Origin of the sequence: Streptomyces sp. NPDC085900 (genome assembly GCF_044540925.1) — a bacterium.
In the GTDB taxonomy this organism is placed as follows: Bacteria; Actinomycetota; Actinomycetes; order Streptomycetales; family Streptomycetaceae; genus Streptomyces; species Streptomyces gilvifuscus.
The window spans coordinates 209854-222045 of sequence record NZ_JBITSP010000011.1; the positions used below are offsets into that span (position 1 = coordinate 209854).

Annotated in this window: 14 protein-coding genes; 9 read left to right on the plus strand and 5 right to left on the minus strand. The window is 73.1% G+C overall.

Translation table 11 applies throughout. The annotated features are described in order from the left end of the window. Positions 1–50: 50 nt before the first annotated feature. On the minus strand, positions 51–173 hold the full coding sequence (locus ACIGDI_RS32800; RefSeq protein ID WP_267956058.1) for a hypothetical protein: 123 nt from the start codon (positions 171–173) through the stop codon (positions 51–53). Positions 174–322: 149 nt separating this feature from the next. On the opposite strand from ACIGDI_RS32800, the gene ACIGDI_RS32805 reads away from it, so the two are divergent. Beyond that, positions 323–856 carry a YbjN domain-containing protein gene (locus tag ACIGDI_RS32805; protein WP_362984274.1) on the plus strand — a complete coding sequence of 178 codons (534 nt, stop codon included), beginning with the start codon at positions 323–325 and terminating at the stop codon, positions 854–856. Between the two features lie 19 nt (positions 857–875). Here the strand turns inward: ACIGDI_RS32805 and ACIGDI_RS32810 are convergent, their stop codons facing one another. From ACIGDI_RS32810 to ACIGDI_RS32820, 3 genes are all read right to left on the minus strand, one after another. Next, positions 876–2069 carry a hypothetical protein gene (locus ACIGDI_RS32810; RefSeq protein ID WP_399904299.1) on the minus strand — a complete coding sequence of 398 codons (1194 nt, stop codon included), beginning with the start codon at positions 2067–2069 and terminating at the stop codon, positions 876–878. Positions 2070–2163: 94 nt separating this feature from the next. Continuing rightward, positions 2164–3351: a pyridoxal phosphate-dependent aminotransferase gene (locus tag ACIGDI_RS32815; protein WP_399904302.1), complete on the minus strand. Its 1188-nt coding sequence runs from the start codon at positions 3349–3351 to the stop codon at positions 2164–2166. Positions 3352–3436: 85 nt separating this feature from the next. After that, positions 3437–3928, minus strand: coding sequence for a nitroreductase/quinone reductase family protein (locus ACIGDI_RS32820; RefSeq protein WP_399904305.1), 492 nt, complete (start codon positions 3926–3928; stop codon positions 3437–3439). A 233-nt stretch (positions 3929–4161) separates the two neighbouring features. On the opposite strand from ACIGDI_RS32820, the gene ACIGDI_RS32825 reads away from it, so the two are divergent. The 3 genes from ACIGDI_RS32825 to ACIGDI_RS32835 all read left to right on the plus strand — a co-directional run bounded on the left by ACIGDI_RS32825 (position 4162) and on the right by ACIGDI_RS32835 (position 7091). Continuing rightward, the gene (locus tag ACIGDI_RS32825) at positions 4162–4479 is read left to right on the plus strand and encodes a hypothetical protein (protein WP_399904308.1); all 318 of its coding nucleotides are present in this window, start codon (positions 4162–4164) and stop codon (positions 4477–4479) included. Between the two features lie 362 nt (positions 4480–4841). Continuing rightward, positions 4842–5384, plus strand: a complete 543-nt coding sequence (locus tag ACIGDI_RS32830; protein ID WP_399904311.1) for a DUF2617 family protein — start codon at positions 4842–4844, stop codon at positions 5382–5384. A gap of 63 nt (positions 5385–5447) precedes the next feature. Further along, a complete protein-coding gene (locus tag ACIGDI_RS32835; RefSeq protein WP_399904314.1) occupies positions 5448–7091 on the plus strand; it encodes a polyamine aminopropyltransferase in 1644 nt (547 codons plus the stop codon). A 100-nt stretch (positions 7092–7191) separates the two neighbouring features. On the opposite strand, the gene ACIGDI_RS32840 is transcribed toward ACIGDI_RS32835, so the two are convergent. Further along, positions 7192–7731: a peptidoglycan-binding protein gene (locus ACIGDI_RS32840; protein WP_399904317.1), complete on the minus strand. Its 540-nt coding sequence runs from the start codon at positions 7729–7731 to the stop codon at positions 7192–7194. A gap of 212 nt (positions 7732–7943) precedes the next feature. Between ACIGDI_RS32840 and ACIGDI_RS32845 the strand changes: the two genes are divergently transcribed. From ACIGDI_RS32845 to pyrE, 5 genes are all read left to right on the plus strand, one after another. Further along, entirely contained in the window at positions 7944–9101 is a 1158-nt protein-coding gene (locus tag ACIGDI_RS32845; RefSeq protein ID WP_399904319.1) for a sensor histidine kinase, read from the plus strand. Beyond that, the gene (locus tag ACIGDI_RS32850) at positions 9098–9784 is read left to right on the plus strand and encodes a response regulator (protein ID WP_399904322.1); all 687 of its coding nucleotides are present in this window, start codon (positions 9098–9100) and stop codon (positions 9782–9784) included. Before ACIGDI_RS32845 ends, ACIGDI_RS32850 begins: the two co-directional genes overlap by 4 nt. 115 nt (positions 9785–9899) lie before the next feature. After that, positions 9900–10727 carry an SRPBCC domain-containing protein gene (locus tag ACIGDI_RS32855; protein ID WP_399904325.1) on the plus strand — a complete coding sequence of 276 codons (828 nt, stop codon included), beginning with the start codon at positions 9900–9902 and terminating at the stop codon, positions 10725–10727. Positions 10728–10771: 44 nt separating this feature from the next. Then, a complete protein-coding gene (locus ACIGDI_RS32860; protein WP_399904327.1) occupies positions 10772–11560 on the plus strand; it encodes an aldose 1-epimerase in 789 nt (262 codons plus the stop codon). 10 nt (positions 11561–11570) lie between these two features. Further along, entirely contained in the window at positions 11571–12143 is a 573-nt protein-coding gene (pyrE, locus tag ACIGDI_RS32865) for an orotate phosphoribosyltransferase (RefSeq protein ID WP_362984290.1), read from the plus strand. Positions 12144–12192 lie beyond the last annotated feature (49 nt).

The following is a 12192-nucleotide window of genomic DNA, read 5'->3' on the forward strand; positions in this document are numbered from 1 at the left end:
CCGGAGCCGTACGGGCCCGTCACCCCACCGGGTGGCGGGCCCCTCGCGTGTCATACCTCGGTCATGGCGAGGTACACGGTGACGAAGAACCACACGGAGAAGACCAGACACCCCAGCCACAGGGTCCACAGCAACAGACGTACAGCCTTGGGCAGTGCTTTGGGCGCGGTCACGGAGGGATCATCGCACCGGCGGGGTACTCGCAGTGGGCGGTCCCGGCAGACGCATCGTGTCAGCCGTGGGCTGACAGGACCGCCGAGGCTTGCCACCACCCGCCCCGCATGGGGGAGGATGGCGGCATCCGTACGAAGGGAAATTCACGGTGACCATCGACCCGTCCTCGATTCCGAACTTCGGGGGCCAGCCCGAGCCGCAGCCCCAAGGACCGGCGGGCCCCGTCGTCCCGGATCAGGACCTCGTGAAGCAGCTCCTCGACCAGATGGAGCTCAAGTACGTCGTCGACGACGAGGGTGACCTCGCGGCGCCGTGGGAGCAGTTCCGTACGTACTTCATGTTCCGCGGCGAGGCGGACCAGCAGGTCTTCTCGGTGCGGACGTTCTACGACCGCCCCCACAAGATCGACGAGAAGCCGCAGCTTCTGGAGTCCATCGACGACTGGAACCGGCGGACCCTGTGGCCCAAGGTCTACAGCCACACCCATGACGACGGCACCGTCCGGCTGATCGGCGAGGCGCAGATGCTGATCGGCACCGGCGTCAGCCTGGAGCACTTCGTGTCCTCCACGGTCAGCTGGGTGCGCGCCGCCATCGAGTTCGACAAGTGGCTCGTCGAGCAGCTCGGCCTCGAGCAGGAGGTCAACGAAGCCGAGGGCGAGCCCGGGGACGACGAGGAGTAGGTCTTCCCGGAGACGTCCTCTACAGAGGCGTGTGGGCGATCACGACCAGATACGCCCCGTAGCCGAAAGAGAGCCCGGCCAGGGCGCCGACCACCACGGTCGCGTGCCAGGGCCGGGCTCTGGCCGTACGGACCAGGGCCCGGGCGAGCGGGATCAGCAGGGGGAACGCCGGCAGCAGGAAGCGGGGCTTGGACTCGAAGAAGCCGGAGCCGCCGACGGCGATCAGCAGCAGCACCCCGCTGTACGCGATGAGCGGGAGCGGGGCTCGGTCGGCCAGCAGCAGGGCGAACAGCAGCACCCCGGCCGCGACGATCAGCAGCGTCATCGGGAAGACGAAGCGGTCCCCGTGCAGCAGCAGCCGCCGTACGAACAGCAGCGCACCCCGGCCGAAGTCGAACCGCGACCCCCACCGCCGCTGCACCTCGAAGTACCCGTCGAGGGGATTCCCCGTCCGCCGCCCCACCCACAGCACGTACGCGCTCCAGCCGAGCGGCGCGAGCGCGGCGCCCGTCCACAGCCTGTGGGAAACTTTTCCGCGCCGCCGCCACACCTCGCAGGTCGCCGCCACGAGCACCGCCGCCGCCACCGCGCACCCGTTGGGCCGGGCCAGCCCGGCCAGGGCGGCCAGCACGCCGGCCCACACCCACCGGCCGCCCATCACGGCGTACAGCGACCAGGCGGCGAGCGCGGTCAGCACCGGCTCCGTGTACGCCATCGACAGCACCACCGAGTGCGGCAGCAGGCCCCACAGCAGGACCAGCGCGGTGCCCACGGCCCGTCCGTGCAGCCGTGCGCCGACCGCGTAGATCCCGCAGGCGGCCACGGCCGCCGCCGTCCACGACACCACCAGCCCCGCCGCGCCGCCGCTCAGCGGGATCACCGTCGTCACCGCCCGCACCAGCCCCGGATACAGCGGGAAGAACGCCAGGTCGCTGTAGGCGACACCGGGGCGAGGGCGCAGGGTGTGGCCGTAGCCGTGCGCGGCGATGCCCAGGTACCACCGGGAGTCCCAGGACCGCCCGAGCAGGGCGAGGGCGCCGTGCCCGGCCGCCCGCGCCACGAGCGCGAGCGCGGCCGCGCCGAGCAGCCGGGCGGCCAGGAACAGCCCGAGGGCCGTGCCCGTCGCGACGATGACGGAGTGCCGCGCACGATCCTTCGTGCCGGGAGCGGGCTCGGTGAGCGAGGGGCGGGTGAGGATGCTGACGTGGGTCACACCGGCACATTGCAGGGCGAACCGGGCGGACGCGAGCAGGGGGCGTCCGGGTGGGTACGGATGCGCCGGGCCCGGCGTGTCGGCGTGACGCGCGTCAGGCGAGCGTCTTCAGCCGCTGCACCGCCTCCGCGAGCACCTCCACCCGCTTGCAGAACGCGAACCGCACGAACGGCGCCCCCGCCTCCCGATGGTCGTAGAAGACCGCGTTCGGGATCGCGACGACTCCGGCGCGCTCCGGCAGGGCCCGGCAGAAGGCGAAGCCGTCGCTCTCGCCGAGGGGGCGGATGTCGGTGGTGATGAAGTACGTGCCGGCCGTGTGGAAGACGTCGAAGCCGGCGTCCTTCAGGCCCGCCGCCAGCAGGTCCCGCTTGGCCAGCATGTCCTCGCGGAAGGCCGTGAAGTACGCGTCCGGGAGGGCCAGGGCCTCGGCGACCGCGTACTGGAACGGGCCGGAGGAGACGTAGGTCAGGAACTGCTTGGCCGAGCGCACGGCCGCGACCAGCGGGGGCGAGGCGGTCACCCAGCCCACCTTCCAGCCGGTGAAGGAGAAGGTCTTGCCGGCCGAACCGATGGTCACCGTGCGGTCCCGCATGCCCGGGAAGGTGGCCGGCGGCAGGTGCTCGGCGTCGTCGAAGACCAGGTGCTCGTAGACCTCGTCGGTGACGACGAGGAGGTCCCGCTCCACCGCCAGCTCGGCGATCGCCGCGAGCTCGGCGCGGGTGAGGACCGTGCCGGTGGGGTTGTGCGGGGTGTTGATGAGCAGCAGGCGGGTGCGGTCGGTGACCGCCGCGCGCAGTTCGTCGAGGTCGAGGCGGAAGCCGCCCTCGTGCGGCCGGAGGGTGACCGGCACGCGCGTGCCGCCCGCCATCGCGATGCAGGCCGCGTAGGAGTCGTAGTACGGCTCGAGGGCGATCACCTCGTCGCCGGGCTCCAGCAGCGCCAGCAGGGCCGCGGCGATGGCCTCCGTGGCACCGGCCGTGACCAGGACCTCCGTGTCCGGGTCGTACGACAGCCCGTACCACCGTTGCTGGTGCGCGGCGATCGCGGTGCGCAGTTCCGGCACGCCCGGACCCGGCGGGTACTGGTTGCCCCGGCCGCCCCGCAGGGCCCGCACGGCCGCCTCCCGGACCTCCTCCGGGCCGTCCGTGTCGGGAAAACCCTGACCCAGGTTGATCGAACCGGTCCGCAGCGCGAGGGCCGACATCTCCGCGAAGATCGTCGTCCCGAACTCGGCGAGCCGACGGTTGAGGAAGGGGCGGGTGCTGGAGGTCATGCGGGCCATCCTGCGCCGAAGGCGCGGGGTTCCTCAACCGTGCGCGGGGTCGAGCGGTTGTGTCACGGGTGTCAGGCGGGCCGCGGCACGATGGTCACCGCCCGGTGGCCGTACCCTCGACCGCCCGGGGTGCCAGGACCACCACCGCGGTCTCGGACGGGCGACGGGCCGCATAGGCGTCCAGGTTCTTGTCGATCTCGCGCCACCGGGCCCACAGCCGCGACCGCTCGTCACCCGCCGCGGCGTGACCGTGCACCAGCCGTGGGCCGTCCACCAGGTCCACGCGCGCGTCCGGATGCGCCTGCAGGTTGAGCCACCAGGCGGGCTCGCCCGGGCCCCACCCGTTCATCGCGAGCGAGACGAGGTTCGGACCGTCCTCGAAATACCCGATGATGACACTGCGCCGGCGGCCCGTGCGGCGGCCGGTGGTGGTCAGCCGCAGGGCGCCCCAGCCGTCGGCACGCGGCCGCCACAGCCCGAGTCGGCCTCCGCAGACCCGGTACAGACCCCGGTGCGTGAACCAGGCCAGACGGATGAACCAGCGCGGCGGCAGCCATGGTGTCCTCGCCCGCTGTCCGACCGACATGGCGACCTCCCTCAGGCCCGACCGGCTCCGGTCACACACGACGCTAACCGCGGCCGTCGACGGCCGGTAGAGCCGAACGGCCCGTTGGCGCAGCCGGACGCCGGCTGCGGCCAACCCTCTGAAGTTCCTCAACTCTGCTTTGGCCGTCGACGCCGACGGGCATCCCCCCGGCACACAGCAAGCGAGGCGCCCACGGGGGGTCGCTTCGGGGGACTCGGAAGGACGGTGACGCCATGCTGACCGGCCTCATCGTGGTGGCGATCGTGCTCCTGTTCGTGGGGGTCGTCGTGAAGGCGGTGCGCAGGAGCCCGAAGAGCGCGCTCGGGACGCGGTCGTACAGCCGCGGCAGCGGCAGCAGTTGGTGGGCGGGCGACGCGGGCGGCGGCGCTGCGTCGTACGACTCGTCGTCGGGTGGCCACCACTCCGGTGGGCATCACCACTCCTGCGGGGGCGGCCATTCGTCGTGCGGCGGTGGGTCGTCCTGCGGCGGCGGCTCGTCGTGCGGGGGCGGCGGGTGCGGTGGAGGCGGTGGATGCGGGGGAGGCAACTGACGGGCGGCGGCTGTCCCCCGTGAAGGGGGATCCGCGTCCATGCGAAGGAGCGCCCGCCGGGGCACGCACCCGGCGGGCGCTCGCGCGCTCCGGCGCACGCCCTGGCCGCCGTGGCGCACGCCAAGGTTGAACAGTTGAGCTGTGGAGCCCTCTGAGGGATGGAAACGCCACGAAGTTGGGTAAAAACGCTGTGGTGGCGCCACTGTTCATGATTCCCTCTAAATCACCAACGCAGCCCCTCGGACGTCCTGCGGACATGTCCTGACCTCCCGACTGGGCTGACCGGGCCGATCCCCCCACAGTCGCCCGGGTGTGCCGGACCCCACTCCACTCCTTTCTTTGCGTGCTAGCGGAGCCGATCCATGCTCACGACCCTGAACACCTCGTACACCGACACGCGCGCGGCCGACCTCGCCTGGGCCCTGGGGCGTGAGCCGCTTCCCGCACTGGCGACACTCGACCTCGAACTGGCCGGGACGAGATTGCAGTTGAGACTCCTGGGGGCATCCCACCAGGTCATCCTGGAGGAGGACCGGGGCACCTGTTCGGAGACGGTGGCGTGCATCCCGGGCAGCAGCACCCCGCTGCCCCTGGGCGTCGCCAAGCGGGTCGACGACTGGGAGTACGAGTTCGCGGCGCGGGTGGAGGTCCTCTCCCCGGGTTCCTTCGCGGGCCGCGCCCAGGAGTTGCTGGACCTGGTCTCCGACCATCCCCACGGCCTCGCGGGCGTCTTCCCCGGCAGCCCGTACGCCTTCACGGCGCTGCTGGCGCAGCGGCACGAGGGGCAGGTGCTGTGGCGGACCTGGCACGCCTACCCGCAGGACGGGCAGCTGGTGGCGACGCGTACGCGCGTGGGTGTACGCGCGCCCGTGCGGGCCGGGGATCTCAGCGCGTCCGGCGTTTGAGGGCATGAGATCCACACGTGTGGGTGACGAACCGTGATGTCTCCGTGACGTAACGTCGCAGTTGTGATCGAGCCGCACGCGCCAGCCCCGCCGAGCCCCCCACCCCCGTGGGCGGTCCCCGCGCGGCTGCCCGTCCGTGCGGCCACCGGCCGGTTCCTCGTCCTCTCGTGCGTCTTCGTCTGCGCGGCCTGCGGACTGGTGTACGAACTCGAACTCGTCGCCCTCGCCTCGTACTTGATCGGCGACTCGGTCACCCAGGCCTCGGTCGTGCTGTCCGTGATGGTGTTCGCCATGGGCATCGGCTCGCTGGCCGCGAAGCGGCTGCGCTGGCGCGCCGCGGCGGGCTTCGGCGCCATCGAGGCGAGCCTCGCGCTGGTCGGCGGCTGCAGCGCGATGGCCATGTACGCCGTCTTCGCCTGGACCGGCGACTGGGGCGGCCTGTGGGCGGACGGCCCGCGCTGGCTGCTGGTCGCCTTCTCCCTGACCATAGGCCTGCTCATCGGCGCCGAGGTGCCGCTGCTGATGGAGCTGATCCAGCGCATCCGGCGCCAGGACGCGGGCGGTGCGGTGGCCGACCTGTTCGCCGCGGACTACGTCGGCGCGCTCGTCGGCGGCCTCGCCTTCCCGTTCCTCCTGCTGCCCCTGCTCGGCCAGTTGACCGGCGCCCTGATCACCGGCACCGTCAACGCGCTCGCGGGCGGCGCCCTCGTCCTCGGCCTGTTCCGCCGCGACCTCACCCGCCGCGCCCGCTGGACCCTGCTGATCGCCAACCTCACCGTCCTCGGCCTCCTCGCCTCCGCCGCCGCCCTGGTCGACGACTTCGAACGGGCCGCACGGCACGCGGTCTACGGCGCCGACGTACGGGTGGCGCTGCGGACCGGCGTCCAGGAGGTCGTCCTCACCGGCGGCACCCACGGCCGCCCCCTCCACCTGTTCCTCGACGGCCGCCTGCGGGTCAGCGGCCGCGACGAACGCCGCTACCACGAGGCCCTGGTCCGGCCCGTGATGAACGGCCCCCACGCGCGCGTGCTCATCCTCGGCGGCGGCGACGGACTGGCCGCCCGCGAGGTGCTGCGCCACCGGGGCGTGCGGCGGGTGGACGTCGTCGAAGTCGACCCGGGGGTCGTCCGGTTGGCCCGCCACGACACCGCGCTGTCCGCCCTCAACGGCCACGCCTACGACGACCCACGCGTGCGCGTGATCACCGCGGACGCCTTCCACTGGCTGCGCACGGCACGCGAGGCGACGTACGACGTCGTGGTCTGCGACCTGCCCGACCCGGGCATCACGGCGAGCACCAAGCTCTACTCCGAGGAGTTCTACGGCCTGGCCCGCCGGGTGCTCGCCCCCGGCGGGCGGCTGGCGGTGCACGCCGGCCCGCTCTCCGCCCGGCCGCACGCGTTCTGGACGGTCGTCGCGACCCTGCGCGCCGTCGGCCTGCACACCGCCCCCTACCGTGTCGGCGACCGCGACGCCCGATTCGCCTCGGGGCCCGACCGGATCGCGGGCGTCCTGCGCGCGCCCCGCGACTGGGGCTTCGTACTGGCCGCCGTCCGCACCACCCCGCCCCTCGGCCTCGACGCGCACGCCCCGCCCCCGCGCACCCTGACCCGCTCGTCCCTCGCGGCGGACGCCCGCGCGGCGGCCCGCACCCGCCTCACCGGCCTGCCGCCGTCCACCCTCGTGCACCCGCGGTACGCGAACTGACCACCACGCGCGCGGGAACGGCGGCCCGCCCCTTCCCCCATCGGACGGACCGCCGTACTCCCCCGCTTCCCCCGTTCCCCCGCCTCCCCCGAGCCCCGGCTCAGACGACGTTCAGCGTGCTGTACGAAGCGAGCTTCCAGCCGCGGGAGTTGTTGACCTTCAGGTAGTACTTGCCGCCCGAGCGCTTGAAGGTCACGTCGTGCTTCCAGCCCTGGAAGGTGACGGTGCCGCCGTCGGCGTACAGGGAGACGTCCGCGGCGCCGAGGGTCTTCGGGCCCGCCTTGCCGTCCACCACGAGCCTCGCGCCGAGCCTGCTGTTGTACAGCTTCTGCCAGGACTTGACGGCGTAGGTCGTGTTGGGCCCGTACTTGCCGTCGATGTCGGACCAGTCGAACGCGGTGCCGTTCTGCTCCTTCGCGCCGTCGGCCCACAGCAGCATCTGCACCAGCGCCGTCGCGTTGCTGCGCGCGTGGCTGGAGGCGGACAGGGTGCCCTCGTCACCCCAGTCGTTCGACGGGTCGCCGGAGCCGGAGAACCAGCCCTGCGAGACACTGGCCGACGCCGGCGACGCGGTGAGCGCGAGCCCGCCCCCGACGGCGGCGACGACGGTGAGCGCGAGCGCCCTGGTACGAAGTGACATGTGCTGTTCCCTCCCGTGAGCGAGCCGTGGTTCCCCCGTCGGTCCCCCGTTCCGGCCCGCATCGAGAAGCTACGGCCGCCCCGGCCGACCCCGAATCCCGCAAGGGGTGGATCCGTGTCCCAACCCGCGCGGTAACCCAACGGTTCCTCCAACTTCCGCGGTACCGCCGGAGGTTGACGCCCCGCCGCGGGCACCGGGGTTACGCTGCGGCGATGCGGATCCACCCCCTCGCCGTCGACGGCCTGATCACGGCGGCGCAGACGACCGTGGCCGTCCTGCTCGGCAGGGAGTCCGCGGCCCAGGGATGGCCCGCGCTCGACGCACCCGCCTGGGCGCTGGTCGCCCTCGCCAACCTGCCGACCCTGCTGCGCACCAGGGCGCCCGTGACCGTGTGCGTCCTCGTTCTCGCCGCCTCGGTCGGCTACACCGCCCGCGGCGACTGGCCGGTGGTCAACTCCCTCGGCCCGATGCTGGCGTTCTACACCGTCGCCTCCCTGCGCCCGACCCGCGCCACCGCGGCCTGCGCCGCCCTGATGGCCGCCGTGTGGATCTACGCGGGGCTGGTCACCGCCGGCAGCTCGATGGCGTCGGTCGTGGCGCAGTCCGTCGCGTACCCGGTGGTGCTGTGGTGGTTCGGCCACACCGCCCGCAAAACGGCCGACCTGACGCGGCAGTTGAAGGCCGAGCAGGCCGAACGGGCCCGCCGCGAGGTCGCCGAGGAACGGGTCCGCATCGCCCGCGAACTGCACGACGTCGTCGCGCACCACATGGCCGTCATCAACGTCCAGGCGGGCCTGGCCCGCTTCGTGTTTGCCTCCGACGCCCCCACCGCCCGCGGCGCCCTGGACACCATCGAATCCGCCAGCGGCGAGGCCCTCGCCGAACTCCGCCGCATGCTCGGCCTGTTGCGCGCCGACGGCGTCCAGGGCGCCCCCGACGGCGCCCCCGCCCCCGGCCTCGACCAGCTCGCCGAGATGGTGGACCGGGTCCGCGCGGGCGGCGTCCCCGTCGACCTGCACATCACGGGCGAGCCGCGCCCCCTGCCGCCCGGCGTCCAGCTCTGCCTCTACCGCGTGCTCCAGGAGGCCCTCACCAACGTCCTCAAACACGCGCCCGGCGCGCACGCGCGCGTCGAACTCGCCTACCGGGCGGGCGAGATGGCCCTGACGGTCAGCGACGACGGGAAGGGGGTGAATCCGGCCAGAAAGCCGGAGCGCGGTGGCCACGGCTTGATCGGTATGCGGGAGCGGGCCAAGCTCTACGGCGGGACGATCGTCGTCGGCCCGCGCAGCGAGGGGGGATTCGGCGTGCACCTGACCCTGCCGACGTCCGCACGGACGGCACGCCGGGGAGACACTGGCGCGGAATGACCGAGACCGACAACCAGCCGCCCACGATCAGGGTGCTCGTCGTCGACGACCAGTTCCTGGTCCGCGGCGGCCTGGTCGCGCTGCTGCGCGCCGCGCCCGGCATGGAGGTCGTCGGTGAGGCCGCGGACGGGGCCGAGGCGGTCACGCTCGCCGCGAAGACCCACCCCGACGTCATCCTCATGGACATCCGCATGCCGGGCACCACCGGCATCGAGGCGACCCGGCGCATCCTGGCGGCGACCTCGGACCCGCCCCCGCGCATCCTCGTCCTGACCACCTTCGACCTCGACGAGTACGTCTACGGCGCCCTGCGCGCCGGCGCCTCCGGCTTCCTCCTCAAGGACGCCGGCCCCGAACGGCTCCTCGCCGCGGTGACCGCCGTCCACGGCGGCGACGCCCTCTTCGCCCCTGCGGTCACCCGCCGCCTGGTGGAGGCCTTCACCCGGACGACCCGCACCCCTGAACCACCGCCCGGCCTCGACGCCCTGACCGGCCGTGAGCTGGAGGTCCTCAGGCTCGTCGCCCGGGGCCTGACCAACGCGGAGGCCGCGGACCGCCTGTTCATCAGCGAGGCGACGGTCAAGACCCACCTGAACCGCACGATGACCAAGCTGGGACTGACCAGCCGCGCCCAGGTGGTGGTCGTGGCGTACGAGACTGGGCTGGTGGTGCCGGGGGAATGAACCGCCCGGGCCCGCCCCGGCCCGTCCGGCGCCCGGCAGGCGCCGCCACGCGACGCGCGGTCACTTTCGACCAACGGGGGTGCATGCGGCGGGGTCCTGGGTAGGCTCCGACGTCATGGAGCATGAGGTGTTCGTTCCGGTTGCGGTCCAGCGGCTCGAGGAGACCCTCGCCGACCCCGCCAGGGTCGCCCGGGCCGTCCCCGGGCTCCAGCAGGACGCCGGGGCCGAGCCCGTCTCCGGGCGGCTGAAGGTGCGCGTGGGCAGTCACTCCGTCACCTATCGCGGCAGCGTGCGGATCACCCGGCTGGACGACGGCTCGTACGCCGCCGAGGGCGACGCCGTCGAGGCCCGGGGCACCGGGTCGGTCAAGCTGGCGCTCACGCTGCGCGTCGAGGAGGCGGAGGGCGGCTCCCGGCTGACCTTCGGCGGCACGGCCTCCGCGGACGGCCGGCTCACCGAGCTGCCCGCCGACGCGGTCACCTCCGCCGTACACCGCCTGCTGAACCGTTTCGCGGAGCAGCTGGCCGCGGCGGCGCAGGAAGGGCCGCAGGAGCCCGAGCCCCTGGTCACGCAGGACTTCGAGGCCAAGGCGACCAGCGACTTCGACACCACCCCGGACGCCGACGACGCGGCCGCGCCCGCCCCGGACAACCCCCGGGAACGCGAAAGCGCCCCCGAGCCGGGGGACGCCCGGGAGCGCGAAGGTGCCCCCGAGCCGGCGGACGCCGTCGAGCCTGCCGCCGAGGCCGCGCATGCCCGCCGTACGATGATCGGCCGCAGCGCGGAGGAGGTCGACCACGCGCCGCCCCGCGGCCGGTACGCCCCCGTCCCCGCGCCGCAGACGGTCGCCGCGAACTCCCCGCTGCGCTGGGCGGCCCCCGCCGCGGCCCTCGCCCTGGCGTCGGCCATCGTGGTCGGCAGGGCCCTGCGCAAGCGCCACTGACGAGACGTGCGCGGCGGTCTTGATCGCCCCAGTAGGGTCGTCCCGTGAGTAACGAAGACATCACGCTGATCGCGGGTGACGCGGAGGTGACCGTGCAGCCCGGCAACGGCGGCCGGGTCGGTGGGCTGCGCGTCGGTGGCACACAACTGCTCAGGCAGGGGGAGAGGTTCGGGTGCTTCCCGATGGTCCCCTGGTGCGGGCGGATCAGGGACGGGCGGTTCCGGGACGGGGCGGCCGTCCACCAGATGCCGCTCAACTCCCCGCCGCACGCCATCCACGGCACCGCCCGCGACGGCGCCTGGAGGGTGGCGCGGGTGGGCGCCGACGAGGCCGTCATCACGTACGACCTCGTCGACCCCTGGCCCTACACCGGCCGCGTCACCCAGCAGTTCGTCCTCACGCCGGACGCGTTGACGCTGACGATGTCCGTGGAGACGTACGACTCCTCCTTCCCGGCCCAGATCGGCTGGCACCCGTGGTTCAACCGGAACCTGGGCGGCGAGGACGTGCGGCTCGACTTCACGCCCGCCTGGCAGGAGGAGCGCGGCGACGACCACCTGCCCACCGGCGACCGGACCGAACCGAGGCCGGGCCCGTGGGACGACTGCTTCGGCATGCCCGGCGGCGTCGACGTCACCCTCACCTGGCCCGGACAACTGGAGCTGAAGGTGGCCAGCCGGGAGGAGTGGGTCGTGGTGTACGACGAGCAGGAGGCCGCCGTCTGCGTGGAGCCGCAGACCGGGCCGCCCAACGGTCTGAACACCCTGCCCCGCCAGGTCACGCCGCTGGAGCCGCTGGAGGCGGCGACCACCTGGACCTGGCGTCGCCTTTAAGCTGACTGCCATGACGGACGTCGACGAAGTAATGCCGCCAGGCACACGTGGCGCGCTGCTGCAGCAGATCAAGGACAAGGCCGTGGTGCACGGCAAGGTGACCCTGTCGTCGGGTCTGGAGGCCGACTACTACATCGACCTGCGCCGCATCACCCTCGACGGGGAGGCCGCTCCGCTGGTCGGTCAGGTGCTCCTGGACCTGACCGCGGACCTCGACTTCGACGCGGTGGGCGGCCTGACCATGGGCGCCGACCCCGTCGCGGCCGCCATGCTGCACGCGGCCGCCGCCCGCGGGCAGCGGCTCGACGCCTTCGTCGTGCGCAAGGCCGCCAAGGCCCACGGCCTGCAGCGGCGTGTGGAGGGACCGGAGATCGCGGGGCGGCGCGTCCTCGTCGTCGAGGACACCTCGACCACCGGCGGCTCGCCGCTGACGGCCGTCGAGGCGGTGCGCGAGGCGGGCGCGGAGGTCGTCGCCGTGGCGACCATCGTGGATCGCGCGACGGGCGCCGCCGAGAAGATCCAGGAGGGCGCGGGAGTGCCCTACCTCTTCGCCTTCTCCAAGGACGAGCTGGGTCTGGACTGAGTTGTCCACAGGGGGTTATCCACAACTTGGACACGGCGGGCAAAGCACC

Bases quoted from the DNA above. Each gene is read 5' to 3' on its own strand.
- ACIGDI_RS32830 (WP_399904311.1), top strand. From the start codon at position 4,842: ATGCTCACGACCCTGAACACCTCGTACACCGACACGCGCGCGGCCGAC.
- ACIGDI_RS32855 (WP_399904325.1), top strand. From the start codon at position 9,900: ATGGAGCATGAGGTGTTCGTTCCGGTTGCGGTCCAGCGGCTCGAGGAG.
- ACIGDI_RS32840 (WP_399904317.1), bottom strand. From the start codon at position 7,731: ATGTCACTTCGTACCAGGGCGCTCGCGCTCACCGTCGTCGCCGCCGTC.
- ACIGDI_RS32820 (WP_399904305.1), bottom strand. From the start codon at position 3,928: ATGTCGGTCGGACAGCGGGCGAGGACACCATGGCTGCCGCCGCGCTGG.
- ACIGDI_RS32845 (WP_399904319.1), top strand. From the start codon at position 7,944: ATGCGGATCCACCCCCTCGCCGTCGACGGCCTGATCACGGCGGCGCAG.
- ACIGDI_RS32815 (WP_399904302.1), bottom strand. From the start codon at position 3,351: ATGGCCCGCATGACCTCCAGCACCCGCCCCTTCCTCAACCGTCGGCTC.
- ACIGDI_RS32850 (WP_399904322.1), top strand. From the start codon at position 9,098: ATGACCGAGACCGACAACCAGCCGCCCACGATCAGGGTGCTCGTCGTC.
- pyrE (WP_362984290.1), top strand. From the start codon at position 11,571: ATGACGGACGTCGACGAAGTAATGCCGCCAGGCACACGTGGCGCGCTG.
- ACIGDI_RS32825 (WP_399904308.1), top strand. From the start codon at position 4,162: ATGCTGACCGGCCTCATCGTGGTGGCGATCGTGCTCCTGTTCGTGGGG.